Below are 18,818 nucleotides of genomic sequence, written 5' to 3'. Positions count from 1 at the left end.
GCGCTGCCGGCGAAATCAATCTGCGGGCGCGATTGCCGTTGGCATAAACCGACTCGTAGCTAAGAACAGTAGATGACTGAAATTTTGCCGGGCGCCGTTCCGAATCCTCTGGACGAAGCCGCCATCACCGCAGCCGTAGACCAGGCCGTTGCCGCCATTGCCGCCGCCGCCACGCTCGATGAACTCAAGGCCGTACGCCTGGCGCACACAGGCGAAAAGTCCGCGCTGAGCCTCGCCAACCGCGAAATCGGCGGGCTGCCGAAGGACCGGAAGGCCGCCGCCGGCAAGCTCATGGGCGCCTCCCGCGGACGCGTCAACAAGGCGCTCGCGGACCGCACCGCCGGGCTGGAAGCCGAGAACGACGCGCGGATCCTGGTCGAGGAGACCGTGGACGTTACGGCGGCTCCGCGCCGCCGTCGTGCCGGTGCGCGTCACCCGCTGTCCACCCTGCAGGAGCGCGTCGCGGATATTTTCGTCGGAATGGGCTGGGAAATCGCCGAGGGCCCCGAGGTCGAGTCCGAGTGGTTCAATTTCGATGCGCTGAACTTCAAGCCGGACCACCCGGCCCGTGAAATGCAGGACACCTTCTTCGTGGAGCCGCCCGAGGCCCACCTGCTGATGCGCACCCACACCTCCCCGGTGCAGGTCCGCTCCATGCTGGAACGCGAACTGCCCATCTATGTCCTGTGCCCCGGCAAGGTGTTCCGCACCGACGAGCTCGACGCCACACACACCCCGGTCTTCCACCAGTTCGAGGGCCTGGCCATCGACACGAAACTCAGCATGGCGGACCTCCGCGGCACCCTGGAGCACTTCGCGCGCCAGATGTTCGGCGACGAGGCCCGGATCCGGCTGCGCCCCAACTACTTCCCGTTCACCGAGCCCTCCGCGGAGCTGGACATCTGGCACCCGGGGGCCAAGGGCGGGCCCGGCTGGATCGAATGGGGCGGCTGCGGCATGGTCAACCCCAACGTGCTCCGCGCCGCCGGCATCGATCCGGACATCTATTCAGGTTTTGCCTTCGGCATGGGCATCGAGCGCACGCTGATGTTCCGCAACGAGGTGGGCGACATGCGCGACATGATCGAAGGCGACGTACGTTTCAGCGAGCACTTCGGGATGGAGATCTAACAGTGCGTATCCCCCTTTCCTGGCTGCGTGAATTCGCGCAGGTACCGGCCGGAGCAACGGCCGAAGACGTCATGGCCGAACTGGTCACCGTCGGTTTTGAAGAAGAAGCAGTCCACCGGCCCACGGACACCCTCCAGGGGCCGATCGTGGTGGGCCAGGTCCTGAGCATCGTCAAGGAACCCCAGACCAACGGCAAGACCATCAACTGGTGCCAGGTCCGGGTTGTCCCCGAAGGCCGGCAGCAGGGCCTCACGGGAGAGGGCATCGACCCCTCCGGCGTGCAGGGCATCATCTGCGGCGCCCACAACTTCGTCGAAGGCGACAAAGTGTTGGTCACCCTTCCCGGTGCCGTGCTGCCGGGCGACTTCCGCATTTCCGCGCGGCAGACGTACGGGCACCTGTCCGCGGGCATGATCGCCTCCGTCCGCGAACTCGGCATCGGCGAAGACCACGACGGCATCCTGGTCCTCTCCCGGATCGGGCTGGATCCGGACCTCGGCACCGACGCCATGGAACTCCTGGGCCTCTACGACCAGGCCGCCGAGATCAACGTGACGCCGGACCGCGGGTACGCGTTCTCCATCCGCGGGGTTGCCCGCGAATACGCCCACGCCACCGGCACGTCCTTCACCGACCCGGCGTCCCGCGTCCGGGCCCCCGCGGCGCTGACCGGCGGCCACGGTGTCAAGCTCAACGACGACGCCCCGGTCTACGGCAAGACCGGCTGCGACCGCTTCGTGGCCCGCACCGTCCGCGGTGTCGACGCCGGCCGGCCGACGCCGCCGTGGATGACCTCCCGGCTGCGGCTGGCCGGCATCCGCTCCATTTCCCTGCCGGTGGACATCTCCAACTACGTCATGCTTGAGCTCGGCCAGCCCACGCACTGCTACGACCTGGACACGCTGTCCGGCGACATCGTGGTCCGGCGCGCCGTGGCGGGGGAGAAGATCACCACTCTGGACGGCAAGGAACGCAAACTCGACGTCGAGGACCTCCTGATCACCGACGGTTCCGGCGCGATCGGGATTGCCGGCGTCATGGGGGGTGCGGCCACCGAGGTCAGCGGTTCGACGTCGAACGTCCTGGTCGAGGCCGCGCACTTCGACGAGGTGTCGATCGGACGCTCCCGCCGCCGGCACAGGCTGCCGTCCGAGGCATCCAAGCGTTTCGAACGCGGCGTTGACTGGCAGGTTGCGGGCATCGCAGCGCAGCGGGTGGTTGACCTCCTGGTGGAGCTGGCCGGCGGAACTGCCGATGAGGCAGGCACCGACGTCGGCACCGCACCGGACACCGTCACGATCGAGCTGCCCGCAGCCTTCGCCTCGGAACGGATCGGCATCGACTTCAGCGACGGGCAGATTGTCACCTCGCTCGAGGACCTGGGCGCCGTCGTCGTAAAGAACGTCACCAGCTACACGGTGACGGCCCCGAGCTGGCGCAACGACCTGGAAACCAAGGAGGACCTCACCGAGGAAATCGCCCGGCTGGTCGGCTACGACAGCATTCCGGCGACCCTCCCAGTGGCGCCTCCGGGCCGTGGCCTGACCCGTGTCCAGCAGCAGCGCCGCCGCCTCGTGCAGGCACTGGCCGACGCCGGCCTGACCGAGGTCCTGGCCTACCCGTTCGTCTCCAAGGCCGCCAACGACACCTTCGGCGTGGACACGGAAGGCGGGGCGCGCAGGGCGCTTAAGCTCGCCAACCCGATCAGTGAGGAGCACGGCTACTTGCGGACCTCGATCCTGCCGGGGCTTATTGAGGTGGCCAAGCGGAACCAGTCCCGAGGCTTCCGCGACCTGGCGCTGTTCGAGGCCGGCCTCGTGTTCCTGCCGGGGGACACGCTCGGCACCGCTTCGATCCCGCCGCTCGGCGCCAGGCCCGGTGACGAGGTGCTGGATGCCCTGTACGACGGCGTCCCGGACCAGCCGCTGTACCTTGCCGCGGTGTTCACCGGGCACGATTCGCCCGCCGCCGCCGGCCACTCGCCGCGTGCGTGGGACTGGGCGGATGCGCTGGACATCGCCCGGCTTGCCGGCAACGTGCTGGGAGTCGAGATCGTGGTCAGCCAGGGACAGCATCAGGCCTTCCACCCGGGACGGGCCGCGCAGTTGGCGCTCCGCACCGGCGAGGTCCTGGGCTTCGCCGGCGAGCTGCACCCGAAGCTGCTGGCAGCGCATGACATGCCCGCCCGGACCGTTGCGCTTGAGTTCAACGCTGACACCCTCTTTGAGGCCGCCGCCGACGTGATCGTTGCCCGGCACATCTCTACCTACCCGGTGGCCAGCCAGGACGTCGCCCTTGTGGTGCCCCACGAGGTACCGGCCGAAGAGGTGCTCACGGCGCTGCGCGAAGGCGCCGGCGAACTGCTCGAGGACGTGGCACTCTTCGACGTGTATGCGGGCAAGGGCATCGAAGAAGGCACGAAGTCGCTGGCGTTCAGCCTGCGCTTCCGCGCCGGGGACCGCACCCTGACCGCCGACGAAGCCTCCGCGGCCCGCGAAAGCGCCGTGGCGGTCGCCCACGAACGCTTTGGAGCAGTCCAACGGTAGGAGTGTCCGGAGGCCTCGACGTTACCCACGTCCCGGGTATTTTCGGGGTCATTGTCCGGTCCGTTCGTCTTGCCGATGTCGGACCGGGCGGCGGGGCCTTCCTGGATCCCGCGGAACTTGCGCGTGCCGCGGGGATCAAAAACGCAGCAACCCGGCGGGACTTTTTGGCCGGCCGGATTGCGCTGCGGAATCTCGCCGCGGGTCTCCTGGGGGTACGCCCCGGTCAGCTGACGGCCGCGTACTCCTGCCCGGACTGTGGAACCGGCCCGGAAGTGGACCATGGACGGCCGGGCTACTGGCTCGACGGCGCCCCGGCCGGGCTTTCCCTCAGCCTGTCACGCTGCCGCGGTTGGGCGCTGCTGGCCGCCGTCGTTCATCGGGAACCGGGCCTGCGGCTTGGCGTGGACGTCGAGGATCCCGCACGGACGGATTTTGCCGGTTTCGACGTCGTCGCGCTGGCACCGGCGGAACGCCGGGGCCTGCAGGGACTCCCACCCCGGGCGGTGCTGCGCGAACGTGGGCGGCTCTGGGCCCGAAAGGAAGCCTGGCTGAAGATGGCTGGCGACGGGCTGCGGACCGCCCCGGACACCCTCGATGTGCTGCACCGTGCCGACGTCCGGGACCTGGCTCCGGCGGAGACGGGTCTGCCCCCGGACCTCGCCGCCGCCGTCGCGTTTTCTGAAGCCAGTGAACTCTAAAGCCGCGCGGGTGCGGGCTTGAGGAAGTGACGGAACTCCTGTTCAACATGGTGAGTATCTAAATCATCGTTTACCAGGAGTTCCTGCCTGCCGGCTTCGCGTTTTGAGAGTCTATGGCCGCCGGGAGCGGCCACCATGCCAACGAGTCGCCAAAGATGGCCGCCGTGATGCGCTCATAGCGGCCATCATTGGAGAACGGGCGCACAACGCGGCCCTGAAATCGGGTGCTGACCCCGGCTAGCCGCCGGCCGGGAGCGGCGGCAGGGCTTCCTCATACAGCCAGGGATGCAGCAGGGCTTCGGTGTCGAGGCCCGTCGCCCGGTCCGCGGCGAGGATGAACTGGGGCGTTGACACGGAGCCATGGCGGTGCAGTCCGGCCCAGTCGTGGAGCAGCGCAAAGAACGCCAGGTCGCCGCAGCGCAGGCGGAGGGCGTGCAGCGCGAGGGCGCCGCGCTTGTAGACCCGGTCATCAAACATCAGCTCCGGCCCGGGATCACCCACGAGCAGATCCTGGCTGCCGGAGTGGAGTTTCCGCCAGGCGGCGGCCGCCCGGCCCGCCACCGGCATAACGCCTGCCTCCTCGGACCAGATCCATTCCGCGTAGCAGGCGAACCCCTCATGCAGCCAGATGTCCTTCCAGGATGCCGCGGTCAGCGAGTTGCCGAACCACTGGTGTGAGAGCTCGTGGGCAATGAGCCGCTGCGAATTCCAGTCCTGCTTCAGCTGATTGGGACCGAAGATGGACAAGGTCTGCGCCTCGAGCGGGATCTCCAGCTCGTCCTCCGTCACCACCACGGTGTACTCCTGGAACGGGTACGGGCCGAAGCAGTCTGTAAAGGTCCGCATCATCTCCGGCTGGCGTGCCAGCCCTTCGCGGGCGGCGTCAGCCAGTGCTGCGGGAACGGCCGCGTACTGCGGCACTTGAGCCGCCGGGCGGCCAGGGTTGAGCGCCAGCAGTTCGTAGCGGCCGATCTGGACGGTGGCGAGATACGAGGACATGGGTTCGGACTGTTCGTACACCCAGGTCTCGCGGCTGGACCGGCTGCTGTGTGAGAGCAGCACCCCGTTGCAGACGGCGCGGTAGTTAGCGTCAGTGGTTACGCTGATCCGGTAGCTGGCCTTGTCCCGCGGGTGGTCGTTGCACGGGAACCAGGACGCAGCGCCATTGGGTTGGCCGGCGACGAGCACGCCGTCGGTGAGCTCCTCCCAGCCCACCTCACCCCACAGCCCCCGGCGGGGGGACGGGTTACCTTCGTAACGGATGTCCAGGGTGAACTCCTCGCCCGGAAGCAGGGCGGCGTCGGGCACAACCACAAGCTGCTCCGCACGCTGGCTGAACTTCCGCACCCGCCGGCCGCTGAATTGGATCTTGCTGGCCCGGAGGCCGACAAGGTCCAGCACGATCGCCGCGGTCGCGTACTGCGTGACCGCGTGCACGACGGCGCGACCGCTCAGGCGGTTGCTGCTGAGCTTGTAGTCCAGCTCCAGTTCATAGCGGGTGACGCGGTACGCGTTGGTGCCGTGGCCGGGCAGGTACGGCTCCGGTGCGCCGGCCGCTCCCCCCGGTGGCAGCGCGCTGCCGGTGCCGGCTCCTGCAGGGGGATTCATCGGGGTGGAACTCATGGGGAACGGGCCTTCGGGATTGCGGGTGCGGGACTGGCGGTGCGGGTGTGGCTACTTGAGCTTGGGGGCCGGAGCGGCCGGCCCGGCCCAGGGACTCACCGGATTGCCCATCCAGTATGTCGCGGCCGGCACCGTTTCACCCCGCATGACGAGGGATGCCGGGCCCACCGTGCCGCCTGTGCCGATCCTGGCCTGCGGGAGGATGACCCCGTGGGGTCCCATGGTTGCTCCGTCTTCGAGCGTAACAGTGTCCATGCTCATCACCCGGTCGTGAAACAGATGGGTCTGAATGACGCAGCCGCGGTTGACGGTGGAGTTCCGGCCCAGGGTCACGAGGTCCGCTTCGGGCAGCCAGTAGCTTTCACACCAGGTCCCCGACCCGATTTTCGCGCCGAGCGCCCGAAGCCACCAGACCAGAGCCGGCGTTCCCGTAGCCGCGCGGGCAAACCACGGCGCGCTGACCATCTCGATGAAGGTGTCCACCACCTCGTTGCGCCAGATGAAGGAGCTCCACAGCGGGTGTTCGCCCGGACGGATGCGCCCCACGAGGACCCACTTGGCCACCACGGCGCTTCCCGCAGCCGCGGCGCCGGCAATCAGGATCACCACGCCGCCCAGGGCCGCGGCAACCCCGTAGTTGAAGCTGGAAGCCAGCCAATCGAAGGCGAGAAGAACCCCGGCCGCGACCGACACTGTCGCTACAACCGGGACAAACCGGCCCAATTCCCAGAGGGTACGGGCAAACTTGAGCCGCAGCGGCGGCTGGTATGTGCGCGTGTCATCCGAGGCGATCGCGGTGCGCCGGAGCCGCACGGGCGGGCTGCCCAGCCACGACGTCCCGGACTTGGCCTTCGCGGGCGTCGCCGAGAGCACGGCTACGAGCGAGTTCTTGGGTACGTTGCGGCCGGCGGCCGTCATGCCCGAGTTCCCCAGGAAGGAGCGTTTGCCGATCTTGGCGGGGGCAATCCTCAGCCAGCCGCCGTCGAGTTCGTAGGACGCCACCATGGTGTCATCTGCCAGGAACGCGCCTTCGCCGACGGTGGTCATCTTGGGGATCAGCAGGACGGTGGAGGCCTCCACGTTCTTGCCGATTTTCGCACCGAGCAAGCGCAGCCAGACCGGGGTGAAGAGGCTGGCGTAGAGGGGGAAGAGTAGATCCCGGGCCAGGTCCAGCACGCGTTCGGTGGCCCAGACCTGCCAGCCGATCCGGCTGCGGACCCGGTAGTAGCCTTCGGCCAGTCCCACGCCGAGGAGCCGGGTGGTGAGCAGGATGAGCACGAGGTTCGTCAGGAACCACACCAGCGCCGCCGGCGGGAGCGACACGATGAGCTGGGGCAACGCGGCGGAGAGCGATTCCTTGCCCTGGATGAAGAAGAACATGACCGACGCCGCGGCTGCCGCGGACAGCAGGGGGATCAGCGCCAGCACGGCAGAGGCTGTGGCGAAGCCGGCGAACCAGAGCCGGCCGATCAGGGGATGCTCCGGTGCCGTGTCAGGCCAGGTGTGCCTGGCCTTGCCGCGCCGCTCCGCTGGGGACCCGGCGACCAATTGGCCGGCCTTAACCTTCCCCAGGACGGCCGAGCCGGGCTCCACCCGGGCTCCGGCGCCGATCGTGGCTCCGGGCATGAGCGTGCTGCGCGCGCCGATGGTGGCTCCTGCACCGATGTGGATGGCGCCAATGTGGACCACATCGCCGTCGATCCACCAGCCCGACAGGTCGACCTCGGGTTCAACATTGCAGCCGCTGCCGAGGGACAGCAGACCGGTGACGGGCGGCAGGGAGTGGAGCTGGACATTATTGCCGACCTTCACGCCGAGGGCGCGGGCATAGTAGGGCACCCACGGCGCGCTGGCGAGGCTGATGGCGCCGGCCAGGTCCTGGATCTGCTCGGCCAGCCAGAGGCGCAGATGCACCCGGCCGGAGCGGGGGTACACCCCCGGCACCACCTTCCTCAGCAGGAGGCGGGCGGCGGCTACCGCGATCAGCATCCGGCCGGCCGGGCTGACGAAGACGAGCCAGGAGGCTGCCACCCACCACCAGGACACCGTGGGCGCGGCGCTGAAGCCGGCCAGCGCCGAGAGCAGGTTGTTGGCTGCCATCAGATAGCTGAGCCAGCGCATGCCCACGAGGATGTGCAGCGGCACGCCCATCAGGATCTGGAAAACCTGTGACCTGCGTGCGGTGCGGCGGACCGTCCGCTCCGGGGCGGGGCCGGCTCCGCCCTCGGGCAGGGACTGCCGCGCGGCGTCCACGAGGGCCCCGATCCGGGGCGTGGCGTAGATGTCAGCCACGGTGATGGTGGGGTAGCGGACGCGCAGGGCCGAGACCAGCTGGGCCGCCGCGAGGGAGCCGCCCCCGAAGGCGAAGAAATCGGCGTCAAGGCTGCTGACGGTACTGCCCAGCACGGCGCTCCATTGGTCCACGATCCAGCGTGCATCGTCCGGGAGGTTCAGCGGGGCGCCGTCGGTATCGGCGGCACCGGCGAGCGGCCAGGGCAGGGCGCGGCGGTCCACTTTGCCGCTGGTCTTGGTGGGGAGCGACTCCACGAGGGTGAGGAGGGGGATCAGCGCGGCCGGCAGGCTCGCGCCGAGCAATTCCCGGGCCGCGGCCAGGTCCACCCCGCCGCCGGCCGGGGCGAGGTAGCCGACCAGGATCTGATTGCCGGCCGCCGTCGTCTGCACCGCTGCGGCTGCGCCGGCAACATCCGGAAGGGCCTGCAGTGCTGCGTCAATTTCGCCCAGTTCGATCCGGCGGCCGCCGAGCTTGACCTGCTCATCGGCGCGCCCCTGGAAGATTAGGCCCGCGGCCTCATAGCGGACCAGGTCACCGGAACGGTAGGCCCGCTCCCAGCCGAGGGAAGGCATGGGGGCGTACTTTTCCGCGTCCTTCGCCGGGTCGAGGTAGCGGGCCAGCCCGACGCCGCCGATGATCAGCTCGCCCACCTCGCCTTCGCCAACGGGCACCGCGTTGACGTCGACGACGGCGAGGTCCCAGCCGTCCAGCGGCAGCCCGATCCGGACCGGTCCTGGACCTCCCAGCGGTGCAGCGCAGGCAACGACGGTAGCCTCGGTGGGGCCGTACGTGTTCCAGACTTCGCGGCCCTCCACGGCGAGGCGATCCGCGAGTTCCGGCGGGCATGCCTCGCCGCCGAAGATCAGCAGCCGGACGCTCTCGAGGGACTCGACGGGCCAGAGAGCCGCAAGGGTTGGCACCGTGGAGACCACCGTGATGCCGTGGCTGATCAGCCACGGGCCGAGGTCCATGCCAGTCCGGACGAGGGCCCGGGGAGCAGGGACGAGGCAGGCGCCGTGGCGCCACGCGAGCCACATTTCCTCGCAGGAAGCATCAAATGCGACGGACAGGCCGGCCAGGACCCGGTCCTGCGGCCCGATCGGATCCTCTGCCAGGAAGATCCGGGCTTCGGCGTCGACGAAAGCCGCCGCGGAGCGGTGCCGCACGGCAACACCCTTGGGGGTTCCGGTGGAGCCGGAGGTGAAAATCACCCAGGCGTCGTCGTTCGCGCCGGGCAGCCTCGGGGAAGGGAACGGCCGGGGCCGCCCGCTGCCCGTCACGATCTCCCCGGTGCCCCGGACTATGCCGGCTACCCCGGCCTCGCCGAAGACCAGTTTGGCCCGCTCGTCGGGGTCATCTGCGTCCACCGGGACGTAGGCTGCGCCGATCATCAGGATGGCCAGGATCGAGAGGTAGAGCCGGTTGGTGCCGGAGGGGATCCGGACGCCGATCTTGTCTCCGGCGCCGAGCCCGGCCAGATGCAGTTCCTTCGCCGTGGCCCGGACTGCCGCCAGCAACTGGGCGTAGCTAAGCGATTCGTGGCCGTCGTCGAGCGCGGAGGCATCCGGAAAGCGGGTGGCGGTGTCCTGCAGGATCTCGATCAGGGTCCGCTCCGGCGGTGCCGCCAGCGATCCCGGAAGCTGCGCCCGGTAGGCCGGGCCGGCGGCGGCAGGGGTCTGCGGGGGGTCGCTGCGGTGCGGTTGCTGCTCAGTCACAGGGGAATTATCTCCGGTTGAGGTGAATGGAAGGTGTCATGGTTCGCTTTGTGTTAATCCTCCGCTGCCGGCCGGGCGGGCGAATCATGGCCCGCTGGTGTCCTGCCGCCGGCCCCGCCGCCCGGGCCCCCTGCGTCCCGGACATCACGGCACCAGGATGACTTTTCCGGTGGTGCGCCGCTGCTCAAGGTCGTCATGGGCCTGTGCCGCCTCCGCCAGGTCATAGCGGGCACCGATCCGGACCTTGAGGCTTCCGTCGGCCACCGCCGCGAAGATCTCGTCCGAGCGCCAGCGTCGCTCCCGGGCATCGCGCAGGTAGTGGGCGATCGTCGGCCGGGTCAGGTACAGCGAGCCGCCGGCGTTGAGCCGCTGCGGGTCGACGGCCGGCACGGGGCCGGACGCGGCACCGAAGAGCACGAGGGTGCCTCGGATGCGCAGGGCGGCGAGGGAGCCGTCGAAGGTGTCCTTGCCGACGCCGTCGTACACCACATCAGCGCCGGTCCCGCCCGTTAGTTCGCGGACCGTGGCGGCGAAACCGTCGTAACGCAGCACATGGTCGGCACCGGCCCCGCGGGCCAATTGCTTTTTTTCATCGGTGGAGACGGTGGTGATCACGCGTGCGCCCCTGGCCTTGAGCAGCTGGATCAGCAGGAGGCCGACGCCGCCGGCTCCGGCGTGGAGCAGCACGGTGTGGCCCGCTTCGACCCGGAAGGAGGAGTTGATCAGGTAGTGCGCCGTAATGCCCTGCAGCGGCAGGGCGGCCGCGGTGAAGTCGTCGACGCCGCGGGGGACCGGCAGGGCCTTGTCCGCATCGATCAGGGCATAGCCGGCGTAGCAGTTGATGCCTTCGGCCGTGGCAACCCGGTCGCCGGGGGCGAATCCGCTGACGCCGTCGCCGAGTGCCTGCACGGTGCCGGACGCCTCGGAGCCGGGGGTGAAGGGGTAGGGCACCTTGTACGTGCCGCTGCGCTTGTACGTGTCGATGAAGTTCACCCCGACGGCGGAGACCTTGACCAGCAGCTGGCCGGGACCAGGAACCGGGCGTTCCACCTCGGCGAGCGTAAGAACCCCGGGCCCTCCCGCCTCGCGGGCGACGATTGCATGCATCATGTGTCTCCTTGCTGGGTTGGATGGCCGGCGTTGCAGGGCTGGATGGCCCGGCGTTGCAAGGTTGGATGGCCCCGCGGATTTTTCCGAGCCCGGACTTCCGTGCCCTGATCCTGCACCCATCCTAGGGACAGCGGCACCAACAACGAAGTGACGGCCGGTAAGCGGCCGTCACTCCGGGTCGAACAGGATATTCAGTGCTCCGAAGCCGGTCCCTCCGCTTCAGCGGAGGCCAAATCCGGCGGCTGACGGGCGGCCGCTTAGAAGCGGCGGGTCACCGTAGCCATCGGGCATTCGAAGTGCCGGCCAGCGGAGAGGCCGACCTCGTTGAGGTACCGGACGATGATGCCATAGGACTGCAGCAGCGTGGTTTCCGTGTAGGGAACCTGGTGCTTGGCGCAGAACTCACGGACGATCACGGCCGCCTTGTCCAGCTGCGGGCGGGCCATGTCCGGGAACAGGTGGTGCTCGGCCTGGCGGTTGAGGCCGCCGAGCAGGATGTCCATCAGGAACCCGCCGGAGATGTTCCGGGACGTCAGGACCTGGCGGCTGAAGAAATCCACGCGGCTGTCCGCCGGCAGGACCGGCATGCCCTTGTGGTTCGGTGCGAAGGACGCGCCCATATAAAAACCGAAGACGAGGAGCTGGACGGCGATGAAGGCCAGCGCCATACCCCACGGCAAAAAGGTGAAGGCGAGAACCGGCAGCAGGCTCAGGCGGACCGCCAGAATCGGGATTTCCACCCAGCGGTGCGTGACCTTGGCGCGCTGGACGACGAACTTGATCGAATCGATCTGGAGGCCCAGGCCCACCAGGAACAGCAGCGGGAAGAACAGCCAGCCCTGCTTGCGGGTCAGGAAGGAGAACCGGCCCTGCCGTGTGGCCGCGGCCTCCGGGAAGAACGCGATGGCGCCGGTGGCGATGTCCGGGTCCTTGGAAATCACGTTCGGGTGGTTGTGGTGCGCGCCGTGCTTCTGCTCCCACCAGGAGTAGCTGATGCCGGCCACCGAGGTGGCGAGCAGCCGGGCGGCCCAGTCATTGGCGCGCCGGGAGGCAAAGATCTGGCGGTGTCCGGCCTCGTGGGCCAGAAAGCTCAACTGGGTGCAGAGAACGCCCACAGCGGCGGCAATGAGGAGCTGGAACCAGCTGTCCCCGATGAGGGCGAAACCGAACCAGGTGGCGGTCATCAGGAGGACCAGGCTGGCGAACACGGTGATGTAGAAACCGACGCGGCGTTCGAGGAGGCCGGCAGCCTTCACCGTCTTCAGCAGTTCCGAATAGCTCAGTACGACGGCGTTGGGTTGCCGGACGCGCGATTTCGGGCGCCCTGAAGCTTCGGGAGCGGCAGTGAGGGTGGGGGTCATATAGGGCATGCCTCGTAACTGTTTCGGGCAACGCGCATCCGGCATTCGGACCGCACGGTCTGGATCACCCTCTGGCAAGCATACGGGCTCCGGCTGAGGCCGGCTCCGGAACATACCCGGGACACAGGGCGGTGGACACAGGAAAAAAGCACAGATCAATGCGTGCATAAATATCAGCACCTATGCATACTCTTGCTGTATAGTCGTGGTTATGACAATTTCTGTTGCCGTCTCCGGCGCGAGCGGCTACGCCGGCGGCGAGGTGCTGCGGCTCCTGGCCGGCCACCCGGACGTGACCATCGGGGCCATCACAGCGCACAGCAACGCCGGTTCCAGACTAGGGGAACTGCAGCCGCATCTCCATGGCCTGGCCAGCCGCATCCTCGAAGACACCACGGTGGAAAACCTGTCCGGACACGACGTCGTGTTCCTCGCGCTTCCGCACGGCGCCTCCGCCGGGATCGCGGCGCAACTGCCGGCCGGCACACTGGTGATCGACGCCGGCGCCGACCACCGGCTGGAGGATCCGGCCGCCTGGCAGAAGTTCTACGGATCGCCGCACGCCGGGACCTGGCCCTACGGACTGCCGGAACTTCCCGGCCAGCGCGAAGAACTCCGCGGCGCCAAGCGGATCGCCGTCCCGGGCTGCTACCCGACGTCGGCCCTGCTGGCCCTCACTCCGGGCTTTACCAGCCACTTGCTGCAGACCGACGACGTCGTCATCGTTTCCGCTTCCGGCACCTCGGGGGCCGGCAAGGCCGCCAAGGCCAGCCTGATCGGCGCCGAGGTCATGGGCTCGATGAGCCCGTACGGCGTGGGCGGCGGGCACCGGCACACCCCGGAGATCGAACAGGGATTGTCCAAGGCCGCGCGCGGACCGGTCGCGGTTTCGTTCACGCCCACGCTGGCCCCGATGAGCAGGGGTATCCTCACCACCGCCACTGCGAAAATCCGCCCGGGCGTCACCGCGGAGGAGCTGCGCCACGCCTGGAGCGAGGCTTACGACGACGAGCCGTTCGTCCACCTGCTGCCGGAAGGCCGCTGGCCCTCCACCAAGTCCGTGCAGGGATCCAACCATGCCGTGCTGCAGCTGGCGCTCGACGGGCACACCGGCCGCGTGATCGTCACCTGCGCCATCGACAACCTGACCAAGGGGACCGCCGGCGGCGCCGTGCAGTCCATGAACATAGCCCTCGGCCTGGTGGAAACCGCCGGCCTCGACCTGCAGGGAGTCGCACCGTGAGCATCACCGCAGCCAAGGGATTCCGGGCCGCCGGCGTGACGGCAGGCCTCAAGGCCTCCGGCACCCCGGACCTGGCCCTCGTCGTCAACGACGGGCCCGCCAAGGCCGGCGCGGCCGTATTCACCTCCAACCGGGTGGCCGCTGCCCCCGTGCACTGGTCCCGGGAGGTGGTCAAGGACGGGCGCGTGGATGCCGTCATCCTCAACTCCGGCGGAGCCAACGCCTGCACCGGCCCGCAGGGCTTCCAGAACACCCACACCACGGCCGAGAAGACCGCCGAAGCGCTGGGTATCTCCGCGACCGACGTCGTGGTCTGCTCCACCGGCCTGATCGGCGAACAGCTCCCGATGGACAAGATCCTTGCCGGGCTCGGCACCGCCAAAGCCGCACTCAGCGCCGAGGGCGGGGCCGACGCCGCCACGGCGATCATGACCACGGACTCCGTGTCCAAGCAGGCCGTCTTCACCGGCACGGATGCCGAAGGCCAAGAATTCACCATCGGTGGCATGGCCAAGGGCGCCGGCATGCTGGCCCCCGGGCTCGCCACCATGCTGGTGGTCCTCACCACCGACGCGGACGTCCAGCCGGACATGCTCGACGTCGGGCTCCGCGAAGCCACCCGGGTCACCTTCGACCGGGCGGATTCGGATGGCTGTATGTCCACCAACGACACTGTCGTGCTGCTCGCCTCCGGCGCCTCCGGTGCGGTTCCGTCCGCCGTCGAGTTCGGTGCCGGGCTGACACAGGTGTGCGCGGAGCTGGCCCGCAAGCTCATCGGCGACGCCGAAGGCGCCAGCCACGACATCGCCATCCGCACGTTCAACGCCGCCAGCGAAATGGACGCGGAGACCGTGAGCCGCGCCGTCGCCCGCTCCAACCTTTTCAAGACCGCCATCTTCGGCAAGGACCCCAACTGGGGCCGCGTTCTTTCCGCCGTGGGCACCACGGACGCGGCCTTCGAACCGGACCAGTTGAACGTGACCATGAACGGCATCCGGATCTGCCGCAACGGCAGCATCGGCGATGACCGCAGCCTGGTGGACCTGGAGCCGCGCGCAGTGCTGGTCGAGATCGATCTGCAGGCCGGCGACGCCGAGGCCACGATCCTGACCAACGACCTCACGCACGACTACGTCCACGAAAACAGCGCCTACTCCAGCTAGGGAGTTCCCGGAGGGACGAACAATTTGAACAGCCAGACACGCGAAACCACGTCCATGCGCGACGCCCAGGGCAAAGCGGGCACCCTGATCGAGGCGCTGCCCTGGATCCAGCGCTTCGCCGGCACCACCATGGTGATCAAATACGGCGGCAACGCCATGGTCAACGACGAGCTCCGCCGCGCCTTCGCCGAGGACGTCGTCTTCCTGCACCACGTGGGAATCCACCCGGTAGTGGTGCACGGCGGCGGCCCGCAGATTAATGCCATGCTCCGCCGGCTCGGGATCGAATCCGAGTTCAAGGGCGGGCTGCGCGTCACCACCCCCGAGGCGATGGACGTGGTCCGGATGGTTCTCACCGGCCAGGTGGGCCGCGAGCTCGTGGGCCTGATCAACTCCCACGGCCCCTACGCCGTCGGCATGTCGGGGGAGGACGGCGGGTTGCTCCGGGCCATCCGCACCGGCACGGTCGTGGACGGCGAAGAGGTGGATCTGGGCCTCGTCGGCGAAGTCGTCGGCGTGAATCCCGAGGGCATTCTGGACATCGTCGCGGCCGGCCGGATCCCGGTGATTTCAACCGTGGCGCCGGAAATCTTCGATGACGGCAGCGGCGACCCGGGAGCAAAGCAGGCGCAGACCACCGGCCAGGTGCTGAACGTCAACGCGGACACCGCCGCCGCGGCCCTGGCCGAAGCGCTCGGCGCTTCCAAGCTGGTGATCCTCACCGACGTCGAGGGGCTCTTCGGCGACTGGCCGGACCGCTCGTCGCTGATTTCCTCGCTGACGGCCTCGGAACTGCGCGAGCTCCTGCCGCGCCTGGAGTCCGGCATGATCCCGAAGATGGAGGCCTGCCTGAAGGCCGTCGAGGGCGGCGTGGAGCGTGCCCACATAGTGGACGGCCGGCTGCCGCACTCGATGCTGCTGGAAACCTTCACAACCGCAGGCATCGGCACCCAGGTGGTCCCGGACGAGGAAGTGAACGCATAGTGAGCAGCACTGAACCGAGCCATTCCGCTGAAGGCCGCAGCAGCGATGGGGGGCCGGGTGTGGTCGGGCACCGCGGTGGGCCCACTGCCTCCGGGGTCCCCGTCCGAGCTGGCGAGGATGGGGTGAGGCTGGGGACGGGCGGGGCCCCCATCGGTGCGGAGGCCACCGCAACCACAATTGTTCCCAGCAGCAGCGGTACTGACTGGCTGGCCCGCTACTCTTCCTCGCTCCTGGGCGTCTTCGGCGCCCCGCAGCGAGTCCTGGTCCGCGGCTCCGGCTGCCTCGTCTGGGACGCCGACGGCAAGGAATACCTGGACCTGCTCGGCGGGATCGCCGTCAACGCCCTGGGCCACGCCCACCCGTTTGTCACCTCGGTGATCTCCAGCCAGCTCGCCACCCTGGGCCACGTCTCCAACTTCTTCACGAGCCCCACCCAGATTGCGCTGGCCGAGAAACTGCTGGAACTCAGCAACGCACCGGCCGGTTCCAGGGTGTTCTTCGCCAACTCCGGCACCGAGGCGGTGGAGGCCGCGTTCAAGCTGGCGCGCCGGAACACGGGCACGGCCCAGAAACCGCGGACCAGGATCATTGCCCTCGAAGGCGCCTTCCATGGCCGGACGATGGGCGCACTCGCCCTGACGGCGAAGGAAGCCTACCGGGCCCCCTTTGCGCCGCTGCCCGGCGGCGTAGTACACATCCCGTTCGGCGACGTCGGGGCCCTCCGGGACGCCGTGGATGACACCACGGCCGCCGTCTTCCTCGAACCGATCCAGGGCGAGGCCGGCGTCCGACCGCTGCCCGCCGGCTACCTCAAAGCCGCCCGCGAGGCCACCAGCGCCGCCGGCGCCCTGCTGATCCTGGACGAGGTCCAGACGGGGATCGGCCGCACCGGGAAATGGCTCGCCAGCGAAGACGCCGGGATTGTGCCCGACGCCGTGACCCTCGCCAAGGGCCTCGGCGGCGGTTTCCCGATCGGCGCCCTGCTCACCTTTGGCCCGGACACGTCCTCGCTCCTGACCGCCGGCCAGCACGGTACCACCTTCGGCGGCAATCCGGTGGCCACCGCGGCGGCGCTGGCTACCCTGCATGTGCTCGAAAACCAGGAGGTCCTGAACCACGTCCGGCACGTGGGGGCGCACCTGCGCACCGGCCTGACCACGGTCGACGGCGTGACCGAGATCCGCGGCGAGGGACTGCTGATCGGCTTCGATCTCGACGCCGATGTGGCCCCCGGCGTCGTGACCGCCGGGCTGGAGGCGGGCTTCATCGTCAACAGTCCCGGCCCGCGCATCATCCGCCTCGCGCCGCCGCTGATCCTCACCACGGATCAGGCTGACCGCTTCCTGGCGGCCCTGCCCGCCCTCCTCCAGACCGCAAAGGACGCCCAGTGAACTCGACAACCACCTCGACGGCCACCACATCGAACTCCCGGACCCGCCACTTCCTCAAGGACACCGACCTGGACCCGGCCGAGCAAGCCGAGGTCCTCGAGCTCGCCGTCCGGATGAAGGCTGCCCCCTACAGCGTGCAGCCTTTCGCCGCCGAGGGCAGCGGACGCAAGACCGTCGCCGTCATCTTCGACAAGACGTCCACCCGGACCCGCGTTTCCTTCGCCACCGGAGTGGCGGACATGGGCGGCAACGCCCTCATTATCAACCCGGGTGAGGCACAGATCGGCCACAAGGAATCCGTCGAGGACTCCGCCAAGGTCCTCGAACGCATGGTCTCCACCATCGTCTGGCGCACGGGTGCCCACTCCGGCCTCGTTGCGATGGCGGAGAACTCCCGCGTCCCGGTAATCAATGCCCTGTGCGATGACTACCACCCCTGCCAGCTCCTCGCCGACCTGCTCACCATCAAGGAACACAAGGGCGGCCTCGCGGGCCTCACCATGAGCTACCTCGGCGACTCGGCCAACAACATGGCCAACTCCTACCTCCTGGCCGGGGTCACCGCGGGCATGCACGTGCGGGTCGCCGGCCCCGAGGGCTACCTGCCTTCGCCGGAGATCATCGCCGCCGCCGAGGACCGCGCGGCGGAAACCGGCGGCTCGGTGCTCGTCACGGTGGACCCCGCCGAGGCGCTGCTGGGCGCAGACGTCGTCGCCACCGACACGTGGGTGTCGATGGGCCAGGAGGACGAGAAGGAAGCCCGGCTGCGGCTGTTCCGCGGCTACGCCGTCGACGAAGCGGCGATGACGCTCGCGGCGCCGGACGCCGTCGTGCTCCATTGCCTGCCGGCCTACCGAAGCTATGAGATCGCCGCCGGCGTCATCGACGGCCCGCAGTCGGTCGTCTGGGACGAGGCCGAAAACCGGCTGCATGCCCAGAAGGCGCTGATGGCCTGGCTTATGCACCGCTCCGGCCTCGCAGTGGTCGAAGGGCTGGGATAGTGTCCGTCCAGCCGGCTTCCCCGGGAGCCAGCCCGGCCACCAAAACGGCCCGGCAGGCGCGGATCACCGCGATCCTGACCGGCGAATCCGTCCGCTCGCAGGCCGAGCTGGCGGCCCTGCTGGCGGACGACGGCGTCCAGGTCACCCAGGCCACGCTGTCCCGGGACCTCGTGGAACTCGGCGCTGTCCGGGTCCGCGGCAAGGACGGCGCACTCGTCTACGCGGTGCCGGGGGAGGGTGGTGAGCGGGCGGCCAAGAGCGGCGTGACCCAGGAAATCCTCGATGCCCGGCTCGCCCGGTTGTGCGGGGAACTCCTGGTCACCGCCGAGGCGTCCGCGAATCTCGTGGTGCTCCGGACACCGCCCGGGGCCGCGAACTTCCTGGCCCTGGCGATCGACCATTCGGTGCTGCCCTCCATCCTGGGCACCATCGCAGGGGACGACACGGTCCTGCTGGTCACCCGCGATCCGCTGGGCGGCCCGGCCACGGCCGCCCGCTTCCTGCAGTTCGCCGAGGAAGCCGGCACCAGTTGACGGCCGGCCGGACTTTTTGATGATTG

13 protein-coding genes are annotated in these 18,818 nt (G+C 68.9%); 9 read left to right on the top strand and 4 right to left on the bottom strand.

What is annotated here, in order from left to right; all coding sequences use genetic code 11:
- The first annotated feature begins 72 nt into the window (after positions 1–72).
- Genes pheS through RCH07_RS07955 form a run of 3 tightly spaced genes read left to right on the top strand, consistent with a single transcriptional unit; the run spans position 73 to position 4,375 of the window.
- Positions 73–1,131 carry a phenylalanine--tRNA ligase subunit alpha gene (pheS, locus tag RCH07_RS07965; RefSeq protein ID WP_326966928.1) on the top strand — a complete coding sequence of 353 codons (1,059 nt, stop codon included), beginning with the start codon at positions 73–75 and terminating at the stop codon, positions 1,129–1,131.
- A gap of 2 nt (positions 1,132–1,133) precedes the next feature.
- The gene (gene pheT, locus RCH07_RS07960; RefSeq protein WP_326966927.1) at positions 1,134–3,677 is read left to right on the top strand and encodes a phenylalanine--tRNA ligase subunit beta; all 2,544 of its coding nucleotides are present in this window, start codon (positions 1,134–1,136) and stop codon (positions 3,675–3,677) included.
- A gap of 2 nt (positions 3,678–3,679) precedes the next feature.
- Positions 3,680–4,375 carry a 4'-phosphopantetheinyl transferase family protein gene (locus RCH07_RS07955; protein ID WP_326966926.1) on the top strand — a complete coding sequence of 232 codons (696 nt, stop codon included), beginning with the start codon at positions 3,680–3,682 and terminating at the stop codon, positions 4,373–4,375.
- A 237-nt stretch (positions 4,376–4,612) separates the two neighbouring features.
- Here the strand turns inward: RCH07_RS07955 and RCH07_RS07950 are convergent, their stop codons facing one another.
- The 4 genes from RCH07_RS07950 to RCH07_RS07935 form a co-directional block, all read right to left on the bottom strand.
- Complete coding sequence (locus tag RCH07_RS07950) at positions 4,613–5,983, bottom strand: M1 family metallopeptidase (protein WP_326966987.1); 1,371 nt, start codon at positions 5,981–5,983, stop codon at positions 4,613–4,615.
- A 66-nt stretch (positions 5,984–6,049) separates the two neighbouring features.
- Positions 6,050–10,006, bottom strand: coding sequence for a Pls/PosA family non-ribosomal peptide synthetase (locus RCH07_RS07945; RefSeq protein WP_442784791.1), 3,957 nt, complete (start codon positions 10,004–10,006; stop codon positions 6,050–6,052).
- A gap of 144 nt (positions 10,007–10,150) precedes the next feature.
- A complete protein-coding gene (locus tag RCH07_RS07940) occupies positions 10,151–11,116 on the bottom strand; it encodes a quinone oxidoreductase family protein (RefSeq protein WP_326966925.1) in 966 nt (321 codons plus the stop codon).
- Positions 11,117–11,373: 257 nt separating this feature from the next.
- Positions 11,374–12,477 carry a fatty acid desaturase family protein gene (locus RCH07_RS07935; protein ID WP_326966924.1) on the bottom strand — a complete coding sequence of 368 codons (1,104 nt, stop codon included), beginning with the start codon at positions 12,475–12,477 and terminating at the stop codon, positions 11,374–11,376.
- Positions 12,478–12,688: 211 nt separating this feature from the next.
- Between RCH07_RS07935 and argC the strand changes: the two genes are divergently transcribed.
- The 6 genes from argC to RCH07_RS07905 all read left to right on the top strand — a co-directional run bounded on the left by argC (position 12,689) and on the right by RCH07_RS07905 (position 18,792).
- A complete protein-coding gene (gene argC / locus RCH07_RS07930; RefSeq protein WP_326966923.1) occupies positions 12,689–13,720 on the top strand; it encodes an N-acetyl-gamma-glutamyl-phosphate reductase in 1,032 nt (343 codons plus the stop codon).
- Complete coding sequence (gene argJ / locus RCH07_RS07925) at positions 13,717–14,883, top strand: bifunctional glutamate N-acetyltransferase/amino-acid acetyltransferase ArgJ (RefSeq protein ID WP_326966922.1); 1,167 nt, start codon at positions 13,717–13,719, stop codon at positions 14,881–14,883. The genes argC and argJ overlap by 4 nt, the downstream gene beginning before the upstream one ends.
- 24 nt (positions 14,884–14,907) lie before the next feature.
- Positions 14,908–15,867 (top strand): acetylglutamate kinase, encoded by a 960-nt coding sequence (gene argB / locus RCH07_RS07920; RefSeq protein ID WP_326966921.1) that lies wholly within the window; start codon positions 14,908–14,910, stop codon positions 15,865–15,867.
- Positions 15,868–16,016: 149 nt separating this feature from the next.
- Entirely contained in the window at positions 16,017–17,258 is a 1,242-nt protein-coding gene (locus tag RCH07_RS07915; protein WP_326966985.1) for an acetylornithine transaminase, read from the top strand.
- Positions 17,255–18,259 carry an ornithine carbamoyltransferase gene (argF, locus tag RCH07_RS07910; protein WP_326966920.1) on the top strand — a complete coding sequence of 335 codons (1,005 nt, stop codon included), beginning with the start codon at positions 17,255–17,257 and terminating at the stop codon, positions 18,257–18,259. The genes RCH07_RS07915 and argF overlap by 4 nt, the downstream gene beginning before the upstream one ends.
- Positions 18,259–18,792, top strand: a complete 534-nt coding sequence (locus RCH07_RS07905) for an arginine repressor (protein WP_326966919.1) — start codon at positions 18,259–18,261, stop codon at positions 18,790–18,792. The genes argF and RCH07_RS07905 overlap by 1 nt, the downstream gene beginning before the upstream one ends.
- The last annotated feature ends 26 nt before the right edge of the window (positions 18,793–18,818 follow it).

This window comes from Arthrobacter sp. CG_A4 (genome assembly GCF_035985125.1).
Classification (GTDB): Bacteria; Actinomycetota; Actinomycetes; order Actinomycetales; family Micrococcaceae; genus Arthrobacter.
Note: the sequence above shows the minus strand (reverse complement) of the source record. Positions and strands in the feature narration are given on the sequence as shown.

Excerpts from the sequence above, each read along its gene's own strand:
- RCH07_RS07935 (WP_326966924.1), bottom strand. The coding sequence starts at position 12,477 with ATGACCCCCACCCTCACTGCCGCTCCCGAAGCTTCAGGGCGCCCGAAA.
- RCH07_RS07950 (WP_326966987.1), bottom strand. The coding sequence starts at position 5,983 with ATGAATCCCCCTGCAGGAGCCGGCACCGGCAGCGCGCTGCCACCGGGG.
- argC (WP_326966923.1), top strand. The coding sequence starts at position 12,689 with ATGACAATTTCTGTTGCCGTCTCCGGCGCGAGCGGCTACGCCGGCGGC.
- pheS (WP_326966928.1), top strand. The coding sequence starts at position 73 with ATGACTGAAATTTTGCCGGGCGCCGTTCCGAATCCTCTGGACGAAGCC.
- RCH07_RS07940 (WP_326966925.1), bottom strand. The coding sequence starts at position 11,116 with ATGATGCATGCAATCGTCGCCCGCGAGGCGGGAGGGCCCGGGGTTCTT.